Source organism: Streptomyces sp. NPDC058619 (assembly GCF_042717785.1).
Taxonomy (GTDB): domain Bacteria; phylum Actinomycetota; class Actinomycetes; order Streptomycetales; family Streptomycetaceae; genus Streptomyces.
On record NZ_JBHXQN010000005.1, the window covers coordinates 195,470 to 219,781 of the forward strand.

General features: G+C 71.4%; 22 protein-coding genes, 1 tRNA gene and 1 riboswitch. Of the genes, 15 read left to right on the top strand and 8 right to left on the bottom strand.

The annotated features are described in order from the left end of the window. The first annotated feature begins 25 nt into the window (after nucleotides 1-25). The 8 genes from ACFWTC_RS07845 (at nucleotide 26) to ACFWTC_RS07880 (ending at nucleotide 9,564) form a co-directional block, all read left to right on the top strand. Nucleotides 26-1,105 carry a transglycosylase family protein gene (locus ACFWTC_RS07845; protein WP_383925743.1) on the top strand — a complete coding sequence of 360 codons (1,080 nt, stop codon included), beginning with the start codon at nucleotides 26-28 and terminating at the stop codon, nucleotides 1,103-1,105. Between the two features lie 275 nt (nucleotides 1,106-1,380). Continuing rightward, nucleotides 1,381-1,553, top strand: a riboswitch (cyclic di-AMP (ydaO/yuaA leader). A 3-nt stretch (nucleotides 1,554-1,556) separates the two neighbouring features. Next, complete coding sequence (locus tag ACFWTC_RS07850) at nucleotides 1,557-2,273, top strand: transglycosylase family protein (RefSeq protein ID WP_383925740.1); 717 nt, start codon at nucleotides 1,557-1,559, stop codon at nucleotides 2,271-2,273. Nucleotides 2,274-2,558: 285 nt separating this feature from the next. Continuing rightward, on the top strand, nucleotides 2,559-3,851 hold the full coding sequence (gene eno, locus ACFWTC_RS07855; RefSeq protein ID WP_383925737.1) for a phosphopyruvate hydratase: 1,293 nt from the start codon (nucleotides 2,559-2,561) through the stop codon (nucleotides 3,849-3,851). Nucleotides 3,852-3,978: 127 nt separating this feature from the next. Then, nucleotides 3,979-4,467 carry a septum formation initiator family protein gene (locus tag ACFWTC_RS07860; RefSeq protein ID WP_383925735.1) on the top strand — a complete coding sequence of 163 codons (489 nt, stop codon included), beginning with the start codon at nucleotides 3,979-3,981 and terminating at the stop codon, nucleotides 4,465-4,467. Between the two features lie 52 nt (nucleotides 4,468-4,519). After that, the gene (locus ACFWTC_RS07865; protein ID WP_383925733.1) at nucleotides 4,520-5,065 is read left to right on the top strand and encodes a DUF501 domain-containing protein; all 546 of its coding nucleotides are present in this window, start codon (nucleotides 4,520-4,522) and stop codon (nucleotides 5,063-5,065) included. Next, nucleotides 5,062-6,033 carry an exopolyphosphatase gene (locus ACFWTC_RS07870; protein WP_383925730.1) on the top strand — a complete coding sequence of 324 codons (972 nt, stop codon included), beginning with the start codon at nucleotides 5,062-5,064 and terminating at the stop codon, nucleotides 6,031-6,033. Before ACFWTC_RS07865 ends, ACFWTC_RS07870 begins: the two co-directional genes overlap by 4 nt. 506 nt (nucleotides 6,034-6,539) lie before the next feature. Beyond that, the gene (locus ACFWTC_RS07875; RefSeq protein ID WP_384027170.1) at nucleotides 6,540-7,928 is read left to right on the top strand and encodes an NAD(P)/FAD-dependent oxidoreductase; all 1,389 of its coding nucleotides are present in this window, start codon (nucleotides 6,540-6,542) and stop codon (nucleotides 7,926-7,928) included. 163 nt (nucleotides 7,929-8,091) lie between these two features. Continuing rightward, nucleotides 8,092-9,564: a class I SAM-dependent methyltransferase gene (locus tag ACFWTC_RS07880; RefSeq protein ID WP_384027168.1), complete on the top strand. Its 1,473-nt coding sequence runs from the start codon at nucleotides 8,092-8,094 to the stop codon at nucleotides 9,562-9,564. A gap of 104 nt (nucleotides 9,565-9,668) precedes the next feature. On the opposite strand, the gene ACFWTC_RS07885 is transcribed toward ACFWTC_RS07880, so the two are convergent. Together ACFWTC_RS07885 and ACFWTC_RS07890 are read right to left on the bottom strand one after the other, a co-directional pair. Then, a complete protein-coding gene (locus ACFWTC_RS07885; RefSeq protein WP_384027166.1) occupies nucleotides 9,669-12,218 on the bottom strand; it encodes an ABC transporter permease in 2,550 nt (849 codons plus the stop codon). A gap of 60 nt (nucleotides 12,219-12,278) precedes the next feature. After that, entirely contained in the window at nucleotides 12,279-13,043 is a 765-nt protein-coding gene (locus ACFWTC_RS07890; protein WP_383925800.1) for an ABC transporter ATP-binding protein, read from the bottom strand. A gap of 461 nt (nucleotides 13,044-13,504) precedes the next feature. Between ACFWTC_RS07890 and ACFWTC_RS07895 the strand changes: the two genes are divergently transcribed. Beyond that, nucleotides 13,505-13,586, top strand: a tRNA-Leu gene (locus ACFWTC_RS07895). A gap of 398 nt (nucleotides 13,587-13,984) precedes the next feature. Here ACFWTC_RS07895 and ACFWTC_RS07900 read toward each other — a convergent pair. Together ACFWTC_RS07900 and ACFWTC_RS07905 are read right to left on the bottom strand one after the other, a co-directional pair. After that, a complete protein-coding gene (locus ACFWTC_RS07900) occupies nucleotides 13,985-14,557 on the bottom strand; it encodes a GNAT family N-acetyltransferase (RefSeq protein ID WP_383925718.1) in 573 nt (190 codons plus the stop codon). After that, nucleotides 14,557-15,459, bottom strand: a complete 903-nt coding sequence (locus tag ACFWTC_RS07905) for a hypothetical protein (protein WP_384027164.1) — start codon at nucleotides 15,457-15,459, stop codon at nucleotides 14,557-14,559. The genes ACFWTC_RS07900 and ACFWTC_RS07905 overlap by 1 nt, the downstream gene beginning before the upstream one ends. A gap of 615 nt (nucleotides 15,460-16,074) precedes the next feature. Between ACFWTC_RS07905 and ACFWTC_RS07910 the strand changes: the two genes are divergently transcribed. The 4 genes from ACFWTC_RS07910 to ACFWTC_RS07925 all read left to right on the top strand — a co-directional run bounded on the left by ACFWTC_RS07910 (nucleotide 16,075) and on the right by ACFWTC_RS07925 (nucleotide 18,516). Beyond that, nucleotides 16,075-16,527, top strand: coding sequence for a hypothetical protein (locus ACFWTC_RS07910; protein ID WP_384027162.1), 453 nt, complete (start codon nucleotides 16,075-16,077; stop codon nucleotides 16,525-16,527). A 226-nt stretch (nucleotides 16,528-16,753) separates the two neighbouring features. Continuing rightward, a complete protein-coding gene (locus ACFWTC_RS07915; protein WP_384027160.1) occupies nucleotides 16,754-17,182 on the top strand; it encodes an ATP-binding protein in 429 nt (142 codons plus the stop codon). 214 nt (nucleotides 17,183-17,396) lie between these two features. Then, nucleotides 17,397-17,561, top strand: a complete 165-nt coding sequence (locus ACFWTC_RS07920; protein WP_383925706.1) for a hypothetical protein — start codon at nucleotides 17,397-17,399, stop codon at nucleotides 17,559-17,561. 91 nt (nucleotides 17,562-17,652) lie between these two features. Then, nucleotides 17,653-18,516, top strand: coding sequence for an aKG-HExxH-type peptide beta-hydroxylase (locus ACFWTC_RS07925; RefSeq protein ID WP_384027159.1), 864 nt, complete (start codon nucleotides 17,653-17,655; stop codon nucleotides 18,514-18,516). A gap of 3 nt (nucleotides 18,517-18,519) precedes the next feature. On the opposite strand, the gene ACFWTC_RS07930 is transcribed toward ACFWTC_RS07925, so the two are convergent. Next, the gene (locus tag ACFWTC_RS07930; protein WP_383925700.1) at nucleotides 18,520-19,131 is read right to left on the bottom strand and encodes a pentapeptide repeat-containing protein; all 612 of its coding nucleotides are present in this window, start codon (nucleotides 19,129-19,131) and stop codon (nucleotides 18,520-18,522) included. 858 nt (nucleotides 19,132-19,989) lie between these two features. On the opposite strand from ACFWTC_RS07930, the gene ACFWTC_RS07935 reads away from it, so the two are divergent. Beyond that, nucleotides 19,990-20,847 (top strand): Bax inhibitor-1/YccA family protein, encoded by an 858-nt coding sequence (locus ACFWTC_RS07935; RefSeq protein ID WP_384027157.1) that lies wholly within the window; start codon nucleotides 19,990-19,992, stop codon nucleotides 20,845-20,847. 118 nt (nucleotides 20,848-20,965) lie between these two features. Here the strand turns inward: ACFWTC_RS07935 and ACFWTC_RS07940 are convergent, their stop codons facing one another. Beyond that, on the bottom strand, nucleotides 20,966-21,196 hold the full coding sequence (locus ACFWTC_RS07940) for a DUF4287 domain-containing protein (RefSeq protein ID WP_383925695.1): 231 nt from the start codon (nucleotides 21,194-21,196) through the stop codon (nucleotides 20,966-20,968). Between the two features lie 103 nt (nucleotides 21,197-21,299). Here ACFWTC_RS07940 and ACFWTC_RS07945 point away from each other — a divergent pair, with 103 nt between their 5' ends. Next, on the top strand, nucleotides 21,300-21,653 hold the full coding sequence (locus tag ACFWTC_RS07945; RefSeq protein WP_383925692.1) for a hypothetical protein: 354 nt from the start codon (nucleotides 21,300-21,302) through the stop codon (nucleotides 21,651-21,653). On the opposite strand, the gene ACFWTC_RS07950 is transcribed toward ACFWTC_RS07945, so the two are convergent. Both ACFWTC_RS07950 and ACFWTC_RS07955 read right to left on the bottom strand, forming a co-directional pair. Next, entirely contained in the window at nucleotides 21,637-22,452 is an 816-nt protein-coding gene (locus ACFWTC_RS07950) for a hypothetical protein (RefSeq protein ID WP_383925797.1), read from the bottom strand. The two genes, ACFWTC_RS07945 and ACFWTC_RS07950, sit on opposite strands and share 17 nt — an antisense overlap. Before the next feature lie 451 nt (nucleotides 22,453-22,903). Continuing rightward, the gene (locus tag ACFWTC_RS07955; protein ID WP_383925690.1) at nucleotides 22,904-24,124 is read right to left on the bottom strand and encodes an acetyl-CoA C-acetyltransferase; all 1,221 of its coding nucleotides are present in this window, start codon (nucleotides 24,122-24,124) and stop codon (nucleotides 22,904-22,906) included. Nucleotides 24,125-24,312: the final 188 nt, after the last annotated feature.

The window sequence follows — 24,312 nt, forward strand, 5'->3', positions numbered from 1 at the left end:
GCCGTTATGCGAAAGGTGCACCTACATGCGTTCCGGGAACGGCCGCCACAGACGCCCCCGCCAGGTCCCCGCGCTGGTAGTCACAGCCGGAGTCACTGGCTCAGCGCTGGCCCTGCCGCTGCTCGCGGCCACCAACGCCACGGCCGCCGACACCTCCACGTGGGACAGGGTCGCCGAGTGCGAGAGCGGCGGGAGCTGGAGCGCCAACTCCGGCGGCGGCGCGTACGGCGGGCTGCAGTTCACCCAGGACCAGTGGCGCGGCGCCGGCGGACTCGACTTCGCCGAGCGGCCCGACCTCGCGAGCCGGTCCCAGCAGATCGCCGTCGCCGAGCGGGTGCTGGCCTCCCAGGGTCCCGAGGCGTGGCCGCTGTGCGGGGCCTCCGCCGGGCTGACCCGGCAGAGCCCCGCCGCGGAGGTGGACCCCGGCCTGCCCGGCCCCGCCGGGTCCGCGTCGCCTACGCCGAACCGCCCGGACGCCGAGGTGCCCGTCCACGGATCCGACCCCGCCAGGGACTTCGGGGCGCCGACCCCGACCCCGTCGGGCACCCCGGCGTTCACCATCCCCGACGGCCCGCTCGCGCCGCCCGGCGGACTTCCCGTCATGCCGGCGCCGGACGACCCGACGACGGCCCCGGCCGCCCCGACGGCCCCCGTGACGCCCGGCGGCCCGGGCACGACCCCCGCCGACCCGACGGCCCCGGTGGACCCGACGGCCCCCGTCGACCCCACCGCGCCGACCGCCCCGGCCGACCCGACGGCCCCGGCCGCCCCGGGTGCGCCGACGAGCCCCGCTCCCGGCGCGTCCACCGGTCCGACGCCCCAGACCACTCGGGGCGCCTCCACCGACCCGTCGGTCCCGCCCGCCCTTCCGGCGGAGGGGAACGGCAAGCACCGCGGAACGCCCGATGTCGAGGCGCTCGGGGCGTCTGACGCCGCGTCGGAGCCCTCGTACACCGTGAAGTCGGGCGACAGCCTGACCGCCATCGCGGACGCCAACGGACTCAAGGGCGGCTGGAACGCGCTCTACGCCGCCAACGAGCAGGTCATCGGCGAGGACGCCAACCTGATCAAGCCCGGCCAGAACCTGGATCTAAGCGCGAAATAGGGGCACTTCGGGCACCCGTTAAAGGATTGATTGTCCGTTTTCTGTAAGTGAGACATGTGTCTCTTCCCATCAACTGGCGTGTCCCGCCCCGGAGCTCGCGCAAACCCCGTCCTCACCTGCGCAAACGCTCCCGGGAGGGACGCAAGTAGGGGCGTTTCTCCCCGATGTCGCTCGTTGAACATCGGGGAGGGAGCCGTCTACCTTCTGAATCGCTCGCCACCGCGGGCTCCTTCGACCGCATCGCCGAATCCTGCCGGCGGACGGGGGGAACAGTCGTCGCGCAAGCGCCGAAGGCAGGAGCGGGGGAACCAAGGTAGGCGCCGGGAGCGGCCGTTGAGAGACGGTCACGCCACCGGCTAGGGGTTAAGACGTGCGCAAGGTCGCACGGCCGGGCAACTCACTCGCCCGAACCCGACAGCTCACCTCGTAGGCGTCGGTGAGGAGAAACTCCATGCTGCTTTCCGGCAAGGGCAAGCACCGCCGCGGTTCCAAGGCCGTCCGTCTCGTCACGCTCGCCGGTGTCGCCGGTGTGGCCGTGGCCGCCCCCCTGATGGCCGCCGGCACCGCCAGCGCCGCCACCGCGTCCGAATGGGACAAGGTCGCGCAGTGCGAGGCGGGCGGCAACTGGGCCATCAACACGGGCAACGGTTACTACGGCGGCCTGCAGTTCTCGTCCTCCACGTGGGCCGCGTTCGGTGGCAAGACGTACGCCGCCCAGGCCAACCAGGCCACGAAGTCGCAGCAGATAGCCATCGCGGAGAAGGTCCTCAAGGGCCAGGGCAAGGGCGCCTGGCCGTCCTGCGGCGTGGGCCTGTCGAACTCCTCCTACACCGGTGGCGGCTCGACGCAGACCCCGAAGCAGAACAAGAAGACCGAGACCAAGAAGACCGAGACCAAGAAGACCGCGCCGAAGGTCGAGACCAAGCGGTCCCAGGCCCCGACGACGCGCTCCGAGCGCTCCGAGGCCCCGGCCCCGGTCGCCAAGCCGAAGGCCCAGGCCCCGAAGACCGGCAACGGCTCGTACGAGGTCAAGTCCGGTGACACGCTGGGCACCATCGCCGAGGCCAACAACGTCCAGGGCGGCTGGGAGAAGGTCTTCGAGCTCAACAAGGACATCGTCCCGGACGCCGACCTGATCTTCCCGGGCCAGAAGCTCAAGCTCAGCTGAACCCCGCGGCAACCGCCGCCGGAGCCCCCGCGCTCCACCCGCTGAACCACGCAGGGTCCCCATCGCCCGGCGCGCCTCCCTCCGCGCGCCGGGCGGTGTCGTGTGCGCTGACGGCGTGCCGATCGCGAGACCTATGTCCTGGAAGAGGGGTATTCGGGCCCTTTTTCGTCCCAGGACCCGGGCGGTCGTCCGGCCTCGCGCCCGGAGCCGGTTAGGCTCTAGGCGGCAAGGCCATCCCACGGCCTGACACGCCACCGCACACCCAGCGTCACATCCCAGAAGGAGATGCTCGTGCCGTCCATCGACGTCGTCGTAGCCCGGGAAATCCTGGACTCCCGAGGCAATCCCACGGTCGAGGTCGAGGTGGGCCTCGACGATGGCAGCACCGGCCGTGCTGCCGTCCCGTCCGGCGCTTCCACCGGTGCATTCGAGGCCATCGAGCTCCGTGACGGTGACCCCAACCGTTACTTCGGCAAGGGTGTCGAGAAGGCCGTCCTCGCCGTCATCGAGCAGATCGGCCCGGAGCTCGTCGGCTACGACGCCACCGAGCAGCGCCTGATCGACCAGGCCATGTTCGACCTGGACGCCACCGACAACAAGGGCTCCCTCGGCGCCAACGCCATCCTCGGCGTGTCCCTCGCCGTCGCGCACGCCGCGTCCGAAGCCTCGGACCTGCCGCTCTTCCGCTACCTCGGCGGTCCGAACGCGCACCTGCTGCCCGTCCCGATGATGAACATCCTCAACGGCGGGTCGCACGCCGACTCCAACGTGGACATCCAGGAGTTCATGATCGCCCCGATCGGCGCGGAGTCCTTCTCCGAGGCGCTGCGCTGGGGCGCCGAGGTCTACCACACCCTCAAGAAGGTGCTCCACACCAAGGGTCTGTCCACCGGCCTCGGTGACGAGGGCGGCTTCGCCCCGAACCTGGAGTCCAACCGCGCCGCGCTCGACCTCATCGTCGAGGCCATCAAGCAGGCCGGCTACGTCCCGGGCAAGGACATCGCGCTCGCGCTCGACGTCGCCGCGTCCGAGTTCTACAAGGACGGCAAGTACGAGTTCGAGGGCCAGTCCCGCTCGGCCGCCGAGATGACCGAGTACTACGAGGAGCTCGTCTCCGCATACCCGATGGTCTCCATCGAGGACCCGCTGTACGAGGACGACTGGGCCGGCTGGAAGACCCTCACCGACCGCCTGGGCTCCAAGGTCCAGATCGTCGGCGACGACCTCTTCGTCACCAACCCGGAGCGCCTGGCCCGCGGCATCGAAGAGGGCTCCGCGAACGCCCTGCTCGTGAAGGTGAACCAGATCGGTTCGCTGACCGAGACCCTCGACGCCGTCGAGATGGCCCAGCGCAACGGCTTCAAGTGCATGATGTCGCACCGCTCCGGCGAGACCGAGGACGTCACCATCGCCGACCTCGCCGTCGCCGTGAACTGCGGCCAGATCAAGACCGGCGCCCCGGCCCGCTCGGACCGCGTCGCCAAGTACAACCAGCTGCTGCGCATCGAGGAGATCCTCGACGACGCCGCCGTGTACGCGGGCCGCTCCGCCTTCCCGCGCTTCCGCCCCGCGAACTGATCCGCGCGGCCGGGGCTGACCGCCGCCCCCGCTTTTTGCGGCGCCCGCCTCCGTACGTCCCCGCACTCGGTCCCGTACCGTGTGCGGGGACGTATTGCGTAGTGCGTATATAGGGGAGGCGGGATCAATGGCCGGGAACCGGGATCGGTTCTCCACCTTCTCCACCGCGACCAGGCTCAAGCAGCTCGGCGAGCGGACCGCGGCCCACGTCTACCGCTCGCAGTCGCGCCGCCAGGTCCGCCGCAGCCGGCTCACCGGCCGGGCCGCACTGCTGGTACTGGTCCTCTGTACCCTGGTCGTCGCCCTCGCGTATCCGATGCGCCAGTACGTGTCCCAGCGCTCGGAGATCGCGGAGCAGCAGAAGGCGGCCGTCTCCGCGCGGCTCCGCCTGGAACGGCTCCGCGACGAGAAGGCCCGCTGGCAGGACGACGCGTACGCGGAGCAGCAGGCGCGCAAGCACCTGCACTTCCTGCGCCCGGGGGAGATCGGCTACATCATGAGCGACCCCGGCGCCGCAGGCCGCGAACGGCCCCGGACCGGCCAGGCAGGCTCCGACCGGCCCTGGTACTCGAACGTCTGGGACGGCGTCGACAAGGCCGACCGGCCCGGCGACTGACCGGCCAGCACCACCCGTCAACGAACCGCGAACGAAGAGACTTCCTCCAGGCATGCAGACGCCCCCGCCCCAGACCGACCGGACCGAGCCGACCGACGCGGACATCGAGGCGTTCGAGCAGCAGCTCGGCCGCCCGCCGCGCGGGCTGCGCGCCATCGCGCACCGCTGCCCCTGCGGCCAGCCGGACGTGGTGGAGACCGCCCCGCGGCTCCCCGACGGCACCCCCTTCCCGACGCTGTACTACCTGACGTGCCCGCGCGCGGCCTCCGCGATCGGCACGCTGGAGGCCAACGGCGTCATGAAGGAGATGCAGGCCCGGCTCGCGGAGGACCCGGAGCTCGCCGCCGCCTACCAGGCCGCGCACGAGGACTACATCCGCCGCCGCGACGCCATCGACGTGCTCCGGGACTTCCCGAGCGCCGGCGGGATGCCGGACCGCGTGAAGTGCCTGCACGTCCTGGTCGGGCACTCCCTGGCCGCCGGCCCGGGCGTGAACCCGTTCGGCGACGAGGCCCTCGCGATGCTGCCGGAGTGGTGGGCCAAGGGCGCCTGCGTCACCCCGTGCGGGGAGCGGAAGGCCGGGGAGGAGTCCCCGTGACCCGGGTCGCCGCCGTCGACTGCGGTACGAACTCCATCCGCCTGCTGGTCGCCGACGTCGACCCGGCCACCGGCGAGCTGGTCGAGCTGGACCGGCGGATGACCGTCGTCCGGCTGGGGCAGGGCGTGGACCGGACCGGGCGGCTCGCCCCCGAGGCCCTGGAGCGCACCTTCGCGGCCTGCCGCGAGTACGCCGCGGTCATCAAGGAGCTCGGGGCGGAGCGCGTGCGCTTCGTGGCCACCTCGGCCTCCCGGGACGCCGAGAACCGGGACGACTTCGTCCGGGGCGTGCTGGAGACCATCGGCGTCGAGCCCGAGGTGATCTCCGGCGACCAGGAGGCGGAGTTCTCCTTCACCGGAGCCACGAAGGAGCTCACCGGGCGGGACGACCTGGCCACGCCGTACCTGGTGGTGGACATCGGCGGCGGCTCGACCGAGTTCGTGGTCGGCGACGACCGGGTGCGGGCCGCCGCTTCCGTGGACGTCGGCTGCGTCCGGATGACCGAACGCCACCTGGTGGTGGACGGCCGGGTCACCGACCCGCCGACGCGGGAGCAGGTGGCGGCGGTACGGGCCGACATCGAGGCGGCGCTGGACCAGGCCGCCGCGACGGTCCCGCTGGAGGAGGCGCGCACCCTGGTGGGCCTGGCCGGCTCGGTGACCACGGTCGCCGCGATCGCGCTCGGGCTGCCGGAGTACGACTCGGCGGCGATCCACCACTCCCGGATCTCCTACGACCGGGTCCGCGAGATCAGCGAGCGCATGCTGACGTCGACGCACGCCGAGCGCGCCGCGATCCCCTCCATGCACCCGGGCCGGGTCGACGTGATCGGGGCGGGCGTGCTCGTCCTGCTGGCGATCATGGAGCGGACCGGCGCCCGGGAGGTCGTGGTCTCGGAGCACGACATCCTCGACGGGATCGCGATCAAGACCGCGGAAGCGGTCGAGGCGGACAAGCGGCGGTCCTGACCCGCACCCCACGCGGAGGCGGCGCCCCGGTCATCCGACCGGAGCGCCGCCTTCGTCGTCAGATCCCGCGGCGCTGGCGGCCGCGGACCGTGATTCCCAGGCGAGCGGGTCCCTTCGGCCGGTCGAACAGGGGTCTGGAGGGGGCTTCGATCCCGTGATCCACATGAAGTTCGTGAAGTTCTTCACAAGGAAAAGGGGTCCGTTGGTCGAACGGAGGGGCCTTCCGGGGCACTCCGGAGGCCTCCGGGCCCCTTTGGGTGCCCGTTCGTACGAATAGCGGACGCGACGGGTTCCGTGTCGGAGCAATGGACGAAGTCCGGTGGTCCAGTCCGGTTCAGGGCCTACGGGCCAGTTCAGGACGGGTGGACAACGATTCCCGTTGCGCGCTGGTTCCCGTCGCGGACCATGACCTCGGTCACGTGGGCGGCGGAGTGTAGCAGAGGGTCCCGGACACCTTGTGAAGGGGCTCACGAGCGTCACCCCTGAGGGTGCTGGATACTCGTTCCATGAGCACCACGGAGCGTCCCAGGATCCTCGTTGTAGGAGGTGGGTACGTAGGCCTGTACGCAGCCAAGCGCATCATGAAGAAGATGCGCTACGGCGAGGCGACCGTCACGGTCGTCGACCCGCGCTCGTACATGACCTACCAGCCCTTCCTCCCCGAAGTGGCCGCAGGCAGCATCTCGCCTCGGCACGTCGTCGTCCCGCTGCGACGCGTGCTGCCCAAGGCAGAGGTTCTCACCGGCCGGGTCACGACCATCGACCAGGACCGCAAGGTCGCCGTCGTCACGCCGCTGGTGGGCGAGGCGTACGAGCTGCCCTTCGACTACCTGGTGATTGCGCTCGGAGCCGTTTCCCGCACCTTCCCGATCCCCGGCCTCGCCGAACAGGGCATCGGCATGAAGGGCGTCGAAGAGGGCATCGGCCTGCGCAACCACGTCCTCGAGCAGCTCGACAAGGCCGAGTCCACGACGGACGAGGACGTCCGCCGCAAGGCCCTCACCTTCGTCTTCGTCGGCGGCGGCTTCGCCGGCGCGGAGACCATAGGCGAGGTCGAGGACATGGCCCGCGACGCCGCGAAGTACTACTCCAGCATCAAGCGCGAGGACATGCGCTTCATCCTGGTCGACGCGGCCGACAAGATCCTCCCCGAGGTCGGGCCCAAGCTCGGCACCTGGGGCAAGGAGCACCTCGAGTCCCGCGGCATCGAGATCTACCTCAACACCTCCATGGACTCCTGCGTGGACGGCCACGTGGTGCTGAAGAACGGCCTCGAGGTCGACTCCAGCACCATCGTCTGGACCGCGGGCGTCAAGCCCAACCCGGTGCTGGCCCGCTACGGCCTGCCGCTGGGCCCGCGCGGTCACGTGGACGCGGAGCCGACCCTCCAGGTCAAGGGCACCGACTACATCTGGACCGCCGGCGACAACGCCCAGGTGCCGGACCTCGCCGCCCGCAAGGCCGGCGTGGAGAACGCCTGGTGCCCGCCGAACGCCCAGCACGCGCTGCGCCAGGCCAAGGTCCTCGGCGACAACGTCATCTCGGGCATGCGCGGCTTCCCGCAGAGCCCGTACTCGCACGCCAACAAGGGTGCGGTGGCAGGCCTCGGCCTCCACAAGGGCGTCGCGATGATCGTCATGGGCAAGATGAAGATCAAGCTCAAGGGCCGGCTCGCCTGGTACATGCACCGTGGTTACCACGGCATGGCCATGCCGACCTGGAACCGCAAGATCCGCGTCTTCGCCGACTGGACCCTCGGCATGTTCCTCAAGCGCGAGGTCGTCTCCCTCGGTGCGCTGGAGACCCCCCGCGAGGAGTTCTACGAGGCCGCCAAGCCGGCGCCGGCTCCGGCCGCCGCCGTCACGGCTCCGGCCGAGAAGGCCAAGGCGTCCTGACCCGGCACCGCCGGTGAGGCGCTGAGCGCGACCCGCAGTACCCGTACGACCCGAAGGGGCCGTCCGCCATCCGTGGTGCGGACGGCCCCTTCGGCGTGCCCGGCCGCTTACGCAGGGTCCGGGTTGGGTAGACCGGGGCGTCGGAGCTTTGTGGAGGTGCGCCATGACCGACGCCGCGCCGCGGCTGGCCGCTGTTGCCGAGACCCTGTTGGGCACCCCCCTGCCGGTGCGCGTGCGCGCGTGGGACGGCAGCGAAGCGGGCCCGTCCGGGACCCCGATCCTCGTCGTCCACACCCGTCGGGCGCTGCGCCGCATGCTCTGGAAGCCCGGCGAGATGGGCCTGGCCCGGGCCTGGGTGGCGGGGGAGCTGACGGTCGACGGCGACCTGTTCGAGCTGCTGGACCGGGTGGGGGGCGTGCTCTGGGCACGGGTGCCCGTCCCCGGGCCCCCCGTGGCCGCCGTCCCGCTGCGGGTGAACGGATCGCAGCCCGCGTCCCCGCCGCCCGCGTCCCCGCCGCCCGCGCCCCCGGCCCCCGTGCTCCCGGCCCCCGCGTCCCGGCCGCGGGGGCCGGTCGCGCGGCGCCCGCGGCTGCCCGACCGGCTCTCCCGGGCCGCCGGCACCGCCGCGCTGCTGCGCGACCCTCGGGCGCGGGCCGCCGTACGGGAGCTGGCCGCCCTGGCCCGGCCCTGGCCGGCTCCCGCGGCGCCCCCGGAGGAGGCGCGCCGCCGCGGCGGCGCGCGCCACTCCAAGGGCAGCGACCGGCAGGCCGTCAGCCACCACTACGACGTCGGCAACGACTTCTACGAGCGGGTCCTCGGCCCCTCCATGGTCTACTCGTGCGCCTACTGGAGCCCCGGCGGGACCCTGGAGGACGCCCAGCACGACAAGCTCGACCTCGTCTGCCGCAAGCTGGCCCTGAGACCCGGCGACCGGCTCCTCGACGTCGGCTGCGGCTGGGGCTCGATGGCCCTGCACGCCGCCCGCGAGTACGGCGTCCGGGTCACCGGCGTGACCCTCTCGCGCGAACAGGCGGCCTATGCCCGCAAGCGGGTCGCGGGCGAGGGCCTCGCCGACCTGGTCGAGATCCGGATCCAGGACTACCGCGACGTGGACGACGGACCGTACGACGCCGTGTCCTCCATCGGGATGGCCGAGCACGTCGGCGCCGACCGCTACCGGGACTACGCCCGCACCCTGTACGCCCTGCTGCGGCCCGGCGGGCGGCTGCTGAACCACCAGATCGCCCGCCGGCCGGAGCCCGACGAGGAGGCGTACCGGATCAACGAGTTCATCGACGCGTACGTCTTCCCCGACGGGGAGCTGTCCCCGCTCGGCACCACCGTCGGCGAGCTGGAACGGGCCGGCTTCGAGGTCCGGGACGTGGAGGCGCTGCGCGAGCACTACGCGCTCACCCTGCGGGCCTGGGTGGCGCGGCTGGAGGCCGGCTGGGACGAGGCGGTCCGGCTGACCTCGCCGGGACGGGCCCGCGTCTGGCAGCTGTACATGGCGGCCTCGGCGCTCGCCTTCGAGCACGGCCGGCTCGGCGTCAACCAGGTGCTGGCCGTGAAGTCCGGGCCGGGCGGCGACGCGGGACTGCCGTTGCGGCTGCGCACCTGGGGCGCGGGGCCCGCCTAGGGGGTCCGTCCGTCCGGGTGCGAGGGAGGGCCCCGGAAGACCGTTCGGTCTTCCGGGGCCCTCCCTCGCCCCGTGCTCCCGTGCTGTACCTGGCGCGGGACCGGCTACTCGGTCTTGATGGCGGTGAGCATGTTCAGCCGGGCGGCGCTGCGGGCCGGCCACATGGCGGCCAGGACGCCGACCACGCCGGCGAGCAGGAGGAAGATGCCGATCCGGTCGAACGGCAGGACCAGCGCGTAGTCCGGGACCGTCTTGGAGACGGTGGTGCCGACGGCCCAGGCGAGGAAGACGCCGATGACGATGCCGAGGACCGCGCCGAAGAGCGAGATCACCACGGCCTCCAGGCGGATCATGTTCTTGACCCGGCTGCGGTCGAGACCGATGGCGCGCAGCATCCCGATCTCCTGGGTCCGCTCGAAGACGGACATCGCCAGCGTGTTGACCACGCCGAGCACGGAGATGATGAGGGCCATGCCGAGCAGGCCGTACATGATGTTCAGCGCCATGTTGATCATGCCGCCCATCTCGTCCCGCATGTCCTGCCGGGTGGCCACGGTCATCGCCGGGTTCTTGCCGAGGGCGTCGACCACGGTCTGCTGGGCGGCCTTGGAGGAGCCGCCGTCGACGTTGACGTAGACCTCGCTGATGAACGGCTCGTCGGAGTGGGCGTTCAGGATCTTCTCGTCGATCACGTACGGGGAGAGCAGGCCCTCCATGTCCTTGTAGACCGCGCCGATCTTCAGCGAGCCCTTCTCGCCGTCTTCGTACTGGACCTGGAGCGGGGAGCCGACCGCGAGCTTCTGCGAGGTGGCCGTCTTCTCCGCGACGGCCACCTCGCCCTTGCCGAGGCTGTCGAGCGAACCGCTGAGGACCTCGATGTTCAGCAGCTGGCCGATGGCGCCCGGGGTGACGCCCGAGGTCGACGCGAACTCGCCGCCGATCCGCAGCGATCCGCCGATCTGCGGGGAGACCGCCTTGATGCCGGGGGCCTTGGCCAGCGTCTCGGGCACCGACTTGTCGAGGTAGCCCGAGCCGCCGGACATCGAGACCTTGTAGTCGGCCTTGAGCTTGTCCGTGCTCATCCGGTCGACGGCCTTGCCCATGGTGACGCCGAGCACCGACAGGGTGGTGACCAGGGTCAGGCCGATGGCGAGGGAGGCGGCGGTGACGGCGGTGCGGCGCGGGTTGCGCACCGCGTTCTGCGCGGCCAGCTTGCCGGGGACCCCGAACAGCTTCTGCAGGGCCGGGCGGACGGAGGCGATGACCGGCTTGGAGAGCAGCGGCAGCAGCACGATCATGCCGATGAGCATGAAGAACGCGCCGGCGCCGATGACCATGCGGCCGTCGCCGCCCATGGACACGCCGAGCAGGACCACGCCGATGCCGATGAGGCTGATGACGGAGCCGAGCACGTTGCGCAGGACCAGGGACTTGGAGCTGGCCGGCAGGTGGGCGCTGCCCATGGCGGCGACCGGGGCGATCCGGCCGGTGCGCCAGGCGGGGAGCACGGCGGCCAGGGTGGTGACCAGGATGCCGATGACGAGGGCCGCGACGACGGTGCCCGGGGCGATGACCAGGTCGCCGCCCGGGAGCTTGGCGCCGAAGGAGCCCATCACGGACCGCATGCCGACGGCCAGGCCGATGCCGCTGACCAGGCCGATGGCGGCGGACACGGCGCCTACGACGAGGGCCTCGGCGAGGACCGAGCGCATGACCTGGCCGCGGTTGGCGCCGACGGCGCGCAGCAGGGCCAGCTCCCTGGTGCGCTGGGTGACCAGCATGGTGAAGGTGTTGTAGATGAGGAAGACGCCGACGAAGAGGGCGATGCCGGCGAAGGCGAGCAGCATGGTGCTCATGCCGCTCAGTTCCCGCTCGATGTCCTTGGCCTGCTCCTGGGCGAGCTCGGCGCCGGTCCGGGCCTTGGTGCGCTCGCCGTCGACCAGCGGCTTGATCTCGGTGAGCAGCTGGTCGGCGGAGGCGCCGGCCTTGGCGGACACCGACAGCTCCTGGAAGAAGCCGGGCTTGAGGTAGAGCTCCTGGGCGACCTTGGTGTCGAAGAGCACCAGGCTGCCGCCGGCCTGGACGGCGCCGTCCTCGGTGGTGAAGACACCGGCGAGGGAGTACTCCTTGACCGGGCCGTTCGTGGCGACGCGGACCTTGTCGCCCACCGCGTACCCGCCCGCGTCCGCGGTCGCCCGGTCGAGGGCGATCTCGTCGGCCTTGGCGGGGCCGGCGCCGGTGGTGAAGGCGTAGCGCGGGTCCTTGCCGTCCTTGACGGGGGCGTAGTTGGAGCCCTTGTTGGACCAGCCGGAGCCGATCAGCTTGCCGTTCTCGTCGCCGACGCCGGCGAAGCCCTGGACGCGGCCGGAGACGGCGTCGACGCCGCCCAGGCCCCGGACCTTGTCGAGGGTCGCCTGGCTGATGCCCGGCTCGCCCGCCGGGCGGCCCTCGTCGTCGCGGCCCTGGCCGTAGGAGGTGACGGAGACGGCGATGCCGTCGTAGCTCTTGGCGGACTGGCCGGAGAGGGACTTCTTGAGGGTGTCGGTGAAGACGAGGGTGCCGGAGACGAAGGCGACGCCGAGGGTGACGGCGAGCACCGTCATCAGCAGCCGGGCCTTGTGCGCGAGGACGTTGCGCAGGGCGGTACGGAACATGAGGGAAAGTCCAGGGGTTCGGTTGCGGTCAGCGGAGGCCGGGCGGGGGAGACAGCTGGCTCAGCTGGTGCGGCCCTTGGCGTCGAACGCCTTCATGCGGTCCAGTACGCCGTCCGCGGTGGGCGCCGTCATCTGGTCGACGATGCTGCCGTCGGCGAGGAAGACGACCCGGTCCGCGTAGGCCGCGGCTACCGGGTCGTGGGTGACCATCACGACGGTCTGGCCGAGCTCGCGCACCGAGTTGCGCAGGAAGCCCAGGACCTCGGCGCCGGAGCGCGAGTCGAGGTTTCCGGTGGGCTCGTCACCGAAGATGATCTCGGGGCGGGAGGCCAGGGCGCGGGCCACGGCCACGCGCTGCTGCTGGCCGCCGGAGAGCTGGGTCGGGCGGTGGCCGAGGCGGTCGGAGAGGCCGACCATGGCGATCACGGTGTCCAGCCACTGCTTGTCGGGCTTGCGGCCGGCGATGTCCATGGGGAGCGTGATGTTCTCCAGGGCGGTCAGGGTCGGCAGCAGGTTGAAGGCCTGGAAGATGAAGCCGATCTTGTCCCGGCGCAGCTGCGTGAGCTGCTTGTCCTTCAGGGAGCCCAGCTCCGTGTCGCCGATGCGCACGGAGCCGGAGGAGAAGGTGTCCAGTCCGGCGACGCAGTGCATCAGCGTGGACTTGCCGGAGCCCGAGGGGCCCATGATCGCGGTGAACTCGCCCTGGTTGAAGTTCACGCTGACGTCGTCCAGGGCGACCACCCGGGTCTCGCCCTGGCCGTACACCTTGGAGAGGCCGGTGGCGCGGGCCGCCACGGCCTGGGTGGTGTGCGGGGCGTAGTTCATGGTGGTCACGGGAGCGACTCCTGGGGCTGCGGACCGGCTGCGGTCTACGGATCGGAAGGACGTTCCCATCCTCACCGGGCCCACCCCCGCTCCGGATCAGCCGTGGTGCCCGTTCCCTGGCCCACCGCAGGTTGACCACGGGGCCGCCGGACTCCTCCTCTGGTATGACGGGAGTCCCCGCCGCGCGACGGACCCGCGGCGCGCGGCCCGGCCCCGGTGCGGGGCGGTCCGGGGGTGGCGGGGGGTGGCGTGCGGGGTGGCGGATGCCATCGAAATCCCGTCATTCCCACACGGCCCGTGACGGCCTTCCGGAAGGTGCCCACCGTGCGTTCTGGGGTCTGACGCACCCTCAAGCGCCAATAAAATCAGACAACATCGGATAGACGCCCCGTTGGCGTCGATCGTCTTCCGGATAGGCTCGGCGCAGCGTTCAAGGCTTTTTCACGGGGCCGCCGCGCCTTGCCCGGATGGTGGAATGCAGACACGGCGAGCTTAAACCTCGCTGGCCCTCGGGCCGTGCCGGTTCAAGTCCGGCTCCGGGCACTCCGCGCTTACCCGTGTTCGCACTGCGACAACGGCCTGATCTGGTCCGACCTGCTGCGTGGAACGGGTGCACCACGGGTGCACGCCCCCCTACTCTTCGGTCAGGCGTACATCGTGGGGCACAAGAACAAGGAGGGCGACGTCTCCAGCTACCGGTGAAGTGGCGGGCCGACGGCGCCCGCGATGGTTCCCCGGGTGCGGCTGGCTGGACGAGGGGCGGACCGACGCCGAGCCCGCCGCCCCGCTCGTATCCCGATCGGGTCGACGGCGGCCATATACCGCGCGATCTCTGCGAACGCCGAAGCCCGGGCAACCGAGTTCTGGGGACGCGTCACGGCGTGCTCACCGCCAACGTGGGCGCCGCGCACACGGACCCCGAAGGACCGTAGCGCGCCCGGTCAGGCAGCGTTCCCAGCCGCGGCCAGGTCCAGGACCAGTGCCCGGTAGAGCGGGGCCCCGTCCCACGGATGCGCCGTGCCGACGTGCTGGTACCCCCACGCCTCGTACGCGGCCTGAGCGGGCGCGGCCTCGGGTTCCGGGCGCACGGTGAGTGTGGCCCGCTCCGCAGCGAGCCCGGCCAGCAGCGCGGCGTGCAGTGCGGCCGCCACGCCCCGCCGACGCCACGGCTTGCGTACGGCGAGCTCAAGGATTACCCACGTGCGGGCGCCGTCCTCGCGGGTGAAATCCTCCGTCAGGGTCCGGTCGGTGATGCTGTCCCACCAGCCCGTGCCCGTCGGCAGGTAGTAGCCGTAGGCGAAGCCGACCACCTCGTCCCCGTCCCGGGCAAGGACCAGCCGCATGCCGGGCCTTTCGGCGTGCAGCCGGTAGTGGTCGATGAACGCGGCGACGTCGCTGGGGCCCTCGCTGTACGGCGGGTCGGCGTACACCTCCTCGTACGCCGGCAGGAACTCGTCCAGCCGTACGGCCGCCGCCCCCTCGTCGTGTCGTTCGTATGTCACCTCAGCGGGCATCACGCCGCCCCCTTCGCTCGCGCGTACTCCGTCAGCTTTTCGACGGCTTCCCGGGCGGACATGGCATCCACGTCGTGGAGCGCGTCGGCCACCTCGCCCAGGCGGCGCAGGACCCGCCCGGACTCCACCTCCTCCAGGTGCTCCACGCTACCGACGGCGTGCGCTGCTCCCTCGTCCACCTCCCCGGCTGCGACGAGCGCCTTCGCCAGGGTGATCCGGTAGAGCGCCCGGTTGCGGCCGTAGTTCTGCTCCTGGTGCGCGAGCGCGGCCCGTAGGAACGTGGTCGCCGCCCTGTGGTGGCCGAGCTCTGTGTAGAGCAGGCCCTGCGCGTAGTCGAGTTCGGCCGGCCCGTGGAACGCGGTCCACTCCGGGGAGGGCCGGCTGCGGCCGCTGCGGTCCACCAGTTTTAGCGCGGCGGACATCCGGCCCCCGGCGCTGCTCTCATCGGTCAGTAGCGCCAGGGCGCGCGCCTCGCGGGCGGCGATGACCGACTGGAGGACGGGCGAGCCCAGGCGCGTCGCCCGCTCCTGCGCGGCCCGTGCGAGGTCGAGGCCGTCACGGGCCCGGCCCTCGTGGCAGGCCTGCAAGCTCATGGACGAGAAGATCAGGGTTTCGAGGTTGGAGTCCCGCAGCATCGTCGCCGTGGTCAGTGCCTCACCCCAGTAGCGGCGGGCGCTGTCCTGGTCGTCGGCGTCGTAGTACAGCCACCCGCAGTGTTCTGCGATCTCCCCGGACAGGAGTTGCAGCTGACGGCCGATGGCCTCTGGGTACCTCCCCCCATTGACGACTCTGCGTACGCGCCGCAGATGTCGCACGGCCAGCGAGCGGACGTCGCCGCCGCCGTACGCGTCATCGAGCTGGAACAGCGACCGCAGGCCCTGACGGAGTTCGAGGAGGTGCATCGTGCCGACCGAGCCGCACGCTCCTGGCGGACTCAGCGGCCGCACGTGAGGCGGAAGACTCATCGCTGCTGCTACGCCGACTGAGTCGGTGAGGAAGGCGCGTCGGTCCACGGAGGTGCCTCTCTGTGCTGGGAGTGGTGCACCTCCCACCGTGGCACTCGGCGGGGGTCCGGGGAATCCCAACTCGGTTGGGCAGAAGCCGAACATGGCGTGCAATGTCCGCCAGGCGCGCGGCCTCGGCTTGCCCGGTTCGGGCACGCGCCACCGGCGGAAATGGCGGTCGGTCACTGTCACCGTTTCGCCGATGGCGTCCGCGGTTCGCTGAAAAGCCCGCAGGAACGCGGCCGGGGAGTCCCAGCCGTGTGCGATACACGCGTGCTCGAAGGGCGTCAGCTCTGGCACCCCGTCACCTCCGGTGATCTAACCGAACCTGACGGTAGCGAGATTCACGGGATGCGGAAGACCGGACGTAGCGAAAAGTCCTGCCGAATGTCCGGCCCAATGTCCGGCTGAATGTCCGCCGCGCACCGTCCGGGAGGAGTTGGCTTGTAGCAGAGGGAGCCGGCGCGCCGACGCGTAGGCCATCACCCTGGGGAGTGCAGAGCAATGCCGAGCATGCGCACCCGAGATGACGGGACATCCGCCTCCACACCGACCGAGCCCCTGACCGCCTCCGCGGTCACGACGCGCGCCGAGCGGCAGCGTGCCTCCGGGTACTGGCTGCTGCCGGCCGCCCCGACGATGGCTCAGGGATTTGCGGCGTGGCGGGACGACGGCGTCGCCTGGCTGCGGCCCGGCGTCCTGTTCGGCGCGGTGTCCATCCCCGCCAGCCTCGTGCACGCCGCCGTCGGCGTGAGCAGCCCCGAGGAGTGCGCCGCGCCCCTCGCCGAGGCCCTGCAAGGCGGGCCCCTCTTCTACGAGCCGGACCATGACGGCCCCGACGCCGCGTACACCGCGCTGGTCCCGGCGAGCACCGGCTTGCAGTGGCGCGTCCACCCGTCGGTGGCGCACCCCTACCGGGCGCTCCTGCTGGTCCCCGCTCCCGAGCGGTGCGAGCCAGGCAACTAGCCGGCACTGCCCTGGTGGGTCGTCCCCGTCGACCGCCCCGGGCTGCTCTGCCCGCCCGACCGCCTCACCGCACTGGTCGGCCTCGGCCGCGACGCGTCCGCAGGTAAGGCCGGTGCCTGAGGTGAACGAGGTAAGCGTCCGCACGCTGCCGGGTAAAACCCCCGCACCTGAAAGCCCGGAGGCGGCCGGAGGCGCTGCACCCCGGCCCGTGATGAACGGCGCGCGCATGAGGATGATCGAGACCGCAGGCACCGGTGACCCCTCCTACTCCCAGGTGATGCCGCGCGAGGCTGCGTCGGCGTCCCCGGCCCGGCAGCTGACGGCGGCCGCGCTCCACGTGTGGGGCCTGGCCGACGCCGAGGACGCGGCGGCCGCGGTCGTCACCGAGCTGGTGTCCAACGCGGTCGCGTACGCCTGCCGGGACGTGGTCCGGGTGACCATGACAAAGACCGGGGAACGCACGGTACGGATCGCCGCCGTGGACTTCTCCCACGCGCTGCCGGAGCCGCGCACCTCCGGGCCGGCAGACGAGCACGGGCGGGGCCTGGCGATCGTGGCCGCGCTCTGCGACGGCCGGTGGGGAACGGACCCGCTGCGCTGGGGGAAACGCGTGTGGGGCGAGCTCACCGTCCCGGAGGCGAAGCCCGATGAGTGAGCGTGCCGTGCAGGTCGTCTACTGCCTGGCCCTCGCCGCGCTGCTCACCTCTCTCTGCTTCGCGATCTTCCACCCCTAGGCGGGATCCCCCGCCCACAGGCTTCCGCCCGGACCGGCCGCGTTGGCCGGACGGGCGGGAAGCGGCGCCCTTGGGGGGACGCCGCTTGCAGCACCCCGCCGGAGATCCCGGCGGGTCCAGTACGAGGAGGCACTCATGGGAAGCAAGATCACCCCGGCGCAGGCGGTCCTGTCCGCCGACCGCAACGGCGACCAGGAGGCCGAGACCGAGGAGCCGAACGAGACCAGCGAGGTCAAGGGCAACGTCGAAGCGTTCTTCACCGCCGGCAACAAGTCGATGATGGGCGGCTGGACCGAGTAGCACCGGGCCGTCCGCGCTGAACCATCAGGGCCCGGAGCTGTCGGCAGCTCCGGGCCCTCCTGCTTGCAGTCCTCACCACCAAGGAGCACCCGTGCGTCTCCTGAACATCCACCACGCCCATGAGACCATCGGCCGCCTCATCCCCGCCATCATCGGCGAGAGGCATGCAGAGGAGGACCTTGCGCACGCATACCGGCGCATGATCAGCCAGTGGCGACCGCTCGACGCCCCGCAGGCCGGCATCCGGGTGTCGTTCCGCGACGACCCATGGGGCCGGCACCTGGAGAACAACCAGGTGTTCGAGAACATCCTGGAGGGCCTCACCCACACCCCGTCAGACCAGCGGATCTCATGGGGCCGGGACATCCAGCGCGCGGTGGACTACACGCGTGAGCTCCTGCCGGACCTCGGGGCGCTCGTGGACCTCATCGTCACCGACGTGGTCATGTTCAGCAGCAAGAACAAGGGAGGCGGGTCCGCCAGCCACGTGCCCGGCCTCGTGTCCATGAGCCCCGGGGACGCGTGGGAGGTTCACGACTTCGCGGAGAGCGTGGTGCACGAGGCGGTGCACCTGAACGTGTTCCTCGCCGACATGGCGTACGGGATGTACACGAAGCCAGCGGCCGCGCTGGAGGCGGAGGAGTACCGGGTCGTCTCGGCGGTGAAGTTCGGGCAGATGCGCCCGCTCGACAAAGCGTTCCACTCCGCGGTGGTCGCGCCGCCCCTCATGCTCATGCAGTCCCGACGCGGGGAAACCGAGCTGGTCGACAAGTTCCGCGGCTCCCTGAGGGAGTGCACGGACGGCCTCCTCGACAAGCTCGACCTGTTCACGCCGTACGGACAGCTCCTCGTACAGGAACTGCGCGCCTTCACCGACACCTACGACATGGACCTCGTAGCCGAGTCCGTGTCGGGTGCGCGGTTCGCCAGCTACGACATGCGCGCGGCGGCCTGACCTCTACGGCTCGATCTTGATCCCGGCGTCCCGTGCCAGGGCCAGGGCAAGCTCCATCGCCCCGGGCCCCTGCACGGTGGCGCCTTTCAGGTGCTCGGCCCCGCCAACGTCGATCAGCGTGCACTCCTCGAAGCGAACCCGCTGCGCCTTGAGGTGGGCGAACTGGGCGCCCGTGAGGTCGCACCCCGTGAATAGCACGTCGCGCATTTCCGCGAACTGGAAGTCGGCCTGCACGAGGTTGCAGCCGGTGAAGACGACGCCCTTGAACTTGGAATGCCGCCACAGGGACATGTCGCTGCGGCAGGCTTCGAACGTGACGTCGGCAAAGTGGCTCTTGGACCAGGAGGCGCCCGTGATGCGGCTGGAGGTGACCGTCGACCGCACGAGTGAGGTGTCTTCTGCACGGAGCTGCGCGAAGTCGCACGTACCGAACGAGGTGTCGGAGAAGATCACCTGCCGGGTGCGCAGGCCGGTGAAGCGGACGTTCTCGAAGCTGGACTGCTCGACCTCGGCGCACTCGACGCTCAGGCCGGCGAACACGTCCCCGTCGTACGCCACGCTGCGGATCATCGCGTCGTCGGCCAGGTCGTCGTCCGGCAGGCGGGAGGGCTGCAAGGTCAGCCTGTGGCGGGGAGCGACAGGATTCCGGGGGCGCACCGCGGTCACGGGAGGCATGGCGCCGGAGCCTAGCAGCGGGCCTGGGTCGTGCTGCGCAGCTTTCACCCTTCCCCTCGACGGAAGTCAACTCTATGATCCATTGGCGTGCGTACGGGTACACCGGGCCGGTCGTGGACCTGCCCGGGTCCCCGCAGGGCGGGACGTTCGACGGCTGGCGATGGCTGGCCGCGCCCCGGGAAAAGATCCGTGGGCGGGGGACGGGTCCACGCCGTCTCGGCCGAACCCGCAGCCGCCGCCGTGCCCGGAGAGCAGCCCGTGAGGGGCGGCGGGGGGCACCTGGGACACCAGTGGACGAATGTCTCTCCCTCCGCCCGGGCGATATATCCGTGGTGAGGGTCGCAGCCGGAGCAGGTCATGATCACGGCCCGCGCTACGGACCGCCCCGCCGGGGGGCGGAAGGTGAAGCGAGAAGCCCTGCCGCGTGCGCATAGCGGGGTGAATTCCCTTGCAGGGCACGGCAGTTGCTGCCGGCCCTTTTTCGCGCCTCTGTCCGCGTGCGCCCGCTACGGGTGCACGGCCCCGCTGATACTCCCCTTATCCGGATCCGATGCCCGGTTATCCGGATCCGTTTCGGGGGCTTGCATGCGGTGGAGGTGTCGCCGCAGGTCGGCCCCAGTGTCATCGCCGGATCAACTCCGGCTCCGGGCGCTTCCGCGCTGTGGCGAAGCCCCGTCCGTTTATCTCCTGCGCTTCGCCATGCCTTCTCCTAAGATCCTCCTCCAGCAGTAGGGTGCTTTCTTTGCGAGCGCATTACTCTTGAGTCAAGGCCGCGCTCGGTGGCCACGGAGGAGTGAGATGAGGAGCAGTAACCCGGTCTTCTCGCGACGGGGGTTCAGCCGCGACAACGGTGGTCATGCGGGCTTCGACGCCCAGCAGCACCAGCAGGCCGGGGCCGCGACCAACCCGTACGCGACGAACCCGTATGCGACCGACCCGGCCACGGGTATGCCGCAGGCGCCGGCGCGCACCGATGTGATGACCATCGACGACGTCGTGAGCCGTACGGCCATGACGCTCGGCACGGTCATCCTGACGGCGACGCTCGCCTGGGTCCTGCTGCCCGTCGACCCGGCCAACATCGGCACGTCCTACGGCATCGCGATCGGCGCGGCCCTGGTCGCGTTCGTCCTGGCCATGGTCCAGTCGTTCAAGCGGAAGGCCTCGCCGCCGGTCATCCTGGCCTACGCGGCCTTCGAGGGTGTCTTCCTCGGCGTGATCAGCGCGGCCGTCAGCACCTACCTGGGCGCCGGCGTCGTCATCCAGGCCGTGATGGGCACGATGTGCGTCTTCGCCGCCGTGCTCTTCGCGTACAAGATGCGCTGGATCCGCGTGAACCGGCGCTTCACCGGTTTCGTGATGGCCGCCGCCATGGGCTTCATGCTGCTCATGCTGGCGAACCTGCTGTTCTCGGTCTTCGCCGGCGGTGACGGCCTCGGCTTCCGCAGCGGCGGCCTCGGCATCCTGTTCGGCGTCATCGGCGTCATCCTGGGCGCCTGCTTCCTCGCCCTGGACTTCAAGCAGGTCGAGGACGGCGTGGCGTACGGCGCCCCCCGCGAGGAGGCGTGGCTGGCGGCCTTCGGCCTCACCATGACCCTCGTGTGGATCTACCTGGAGATGCTCCGCATCTTCTCGATCCTCTCGGGCGACGACTAGCGGGACCGGCAGCCGTCCCGGCTGTCCACGACGCAGGGGGAGGCCCCGCGAGCACCGTGCTCGCGGGGCCTCCCCGCGTTCGGCGGGGGACAGGGGTCGGGAACGGTGTCCTCAGGGCTCAGCCGAAGCGGCGCGCCGCTCTGCGCAGGTCGTACTCGTGGATGATTGCCTTGGCCTGGCCGTACGACAGCTCGTGCGCGCCGCGCAGCCAGCCGACCTTCTCCTCGAACCGGACGAGGGAGGGGCCCTCGTCGACGGTGCGGAGCCAGTCGGAGAGGTCACGACCGGTGGTCTGGGGGATTCTGTCGATCATGTTGCGGTGGGTCTGCTCGGAGAACTCTACGGACATATGGGCGCCTCCGGAGGTATCGCCGTGCTGTTCTCTTCACGACACCGTGCCGCAGAGTCCGCCCGTTGGCAATGGCGCCCCGGCGGCACGTAAGGTCGGCCGGGTGCTTGATACTTCGCCCCTGACCGCCGTCGTGGAACGCTTCGCCGACCGGCTGCGGGCCGCGCCGCAGAGCCGGCTGCAGCAGGGTGCCGCCGCCGTGGCCCTCGAACTGGCCCGCGAGCTCTCCGTACGGGCGCAGGTCCTGGAGGGGCCCGGCCCGGCGCGGGAGATGCCGGACGCGGGGATCTTCGTCGTCGGCGACCAGGTGGCCGTGGCCGGGCTGGACCTCGCCGAGGCACTGCGCGGCGCCGCGGCAGCCGGGGCGGGGGCCGGGGACGGCACGAAGGCCCCGTCCGTGGTGCTGGACGAGGCCGTGCGGCTGGTGGAGCAGGCGGACGTCAGAGCGATGCGATGACGCGGTCCGCGAGGATGTAGACGTTGCTGTCGGCGTCCTCGGCGTCGCCGCAGGAGAAGGTCAGGGCGTACGCCCCGGAAATGCCCGAGCCGCCCAGCAGGACCGGCGCCGTGCCCGAGCGCAGGGCCTCGGCGAGGCGCTCCGCGGTCTCCCGGTGGCCGGGGGTCATGCAGAGCGTGGTGCCGTCGGTGAAGACGTACACGTCGAGCGTGCCCAGGGGGCCCGGGCGGACGTCCGCGAGGGCCGTACGGGCCTCCGCGAGCTCCTCCAGGCGGCTGACGGTGCGCTCGTGGTCGGCGCCCGGGTGCGCGGCCTGGGCCGGCACGAAGTCGGGGTGCGAGGGGTGGCGCCGGCGGGCGGCGGCCAGCTCGGCCGAATCCTCCGGGTAGCCGGTGTACTCCTCGTAGGACTCCTCGCCGAGCACCGCCTCCAGGCCCACCAGGTCGGCCTGCCGGGGCAGGAAGACCGGGCTGTCCTCGCCGAGCCCGGGCAGGCCGCCCAGCAGCGACGGTGCGTCGGCGGCGTCGCGGGCCTCCTGCGCGGCCCAGAAGGCGCGCGCCTCGGCCAGCTCGCGCTCGCGCTCCTCGGCCAGGGCCTCGGCGACGGCGGCTCGTATTTCCGCGGCGGGGGACTCCACGGCGCTGCGGGCGTGCGGCACGGTCACACCGCGGGGGTGGACCGGGGCCGACAGCTCACTGCGCAGGGCCGTGACCTGCCTGCGCAGGCCGTGGACGGCGTGCAGCGCAGCAGCGCCCACGGCCGTGGCAGCGGCCGTGGTCAGCAGCAGGGCAAGAGACATGGCGCTCACTGGCTAACTCCTGATTGTTTCGATCCCCCGACTTCCTACATCAGAGTGTCCCGACCTGGGAATGGCGTGCAGTGCATTACGTCATGAATTGGACAGGGCTTTCGTCCTGAAGGTCCCGACCGCACAGCAGCTGACCTGCGCATATGGCGATCCCCCAGGACAAAGGTCACATCCTGGGGGAGATTCGGTCACAGGTCGGCCGCGACGGGGTTAGAACCGGCGTCAGTACGGGACGCGGGACCGCGCCGGATCCCTTGCGGCGCCCGGGGTCCACGGCGTCGGGGCCGCCCCCCGCCCCGGCCCCACCCGATCGGACGAGCGACGCTGCCCCTACCCTCCGCTACGACCAGCCCAGAGCGCCGGCGCCCGTTTCGGACGCCGGCGGCGGCTCGGCTCAGCCGTTCCCTCTCGTGGTCGCGCTGAGCCGGGCCTCCGCTGCGGCTCAGCTCAGGCGCTCGATGACCATGGCCATGCCCTGGCCGCCGCCGACGCACATCGTCTCCAGGCCGAACTGCTTGTCGTGGAACTGCAGGCTGTTGATCAGGGTGCCGGTGATCCGGGCACCGGTCATCCCGAACGGGTGACCGACGGCGATGGCCCCGCCGTTGACGTTCAGCTTGTCCAGCGGGATCTCCAGGTCCCGGTAGGACGGGATGACCTGCGCCGCGAAGGCCTCGTTGATCTCGAACAGGTCGATGTCCCCGACGGTCAGGCCGGCCCGCTTCAGGGCCTGCTTGGACGCCTCGACCGGGCCCAGGCCCATGATCTCGGGGGAGAGGCCGGTGACGCCGGTGGAGACGATCCGCGCCAGCGGCGTCAGGCCCAGGTCCCGCGCCTTGGTGTCGCTCATGATGACCAGCGCGGCGGCGCCGTCGTTGAGCGGACAGCAGTTGGCGGCCGTGATCAGTCCGTCGGGACGGAAGACGGGCTTGAGGCCCTGCACGCCCTCCAGCGTCACACCGGCGCGCGGGCCGTCGTCGGCGGAGACGACCGTGCCGTCCGGCGTCGTGACCGGGGTGATCTCGCGCTCCCAGAAGCCGTTCTTGACCGCGGCCTCGGCCAGGTTCTGCGAGCGGACGCCGAACTCGTCCATGTCCTGGCGGGTCACGCCCTTCAGCCGGGCCAGGTTCTCCGCGGTCTGGCCCATCGCGATGTACGCGTCCGGCACCAGGCCGTCCTGGCGCGGGTCGTGCCAGGACGCCCCCTCGCTCTGCGCCACGGCGGCCGTACGGGCCTCCGCGTCGGCGAAGAGCGGGTTGTGCGTGTCCGGCAGGCCGTCGGAGGAGCCCTTCACGGACCGGGAGACCATCTCGACGCCCGCCGAGATGAAGACGTCGCCCTCGCCCGCCTTGATGGCGTGCAGGGCCATCCGCGAGGTCTGGAGCGAGGAGGAGCAGTAGCGGGTGATCGTGCAGCCCGGCAGGTGGTCCATGCCCATCTGCACGGCGACGATGCGGCCCAGGTTGTGGCCCTGCTCGCCGCCGGGGAGGCCGCAGCCGAGCATCAGGTCGTCGATCTCGCGCGGGTCCAGCCCGGGAACCTTGGCGAGCGCGGCCTGGATGACCGTCGCCGTCAGGTCGTCCGGGCGGACGTCCTTGAGGGACCCCTTGAAGGCGCGTCCGATGGGCGAGCGGGCGGTCGAAACGATGACGGCTTCGGGCATCGGGACTCCATGGGGTGCGTCGTTGCGGGACCGCAAGCGAAGTTACCGCCCCGTACGGTCGAGGTCACCGGCCTTGCGGTGTGATGCCGGTCGCTCCCGCGGGGGCGCCGGCGTCCGGCCGGGTGCCGGGGCGGCGCGCAGCCGCCTCCGGCACCCGGCCGGACGGAGGCCTGGGGCAGGGCCCCCGG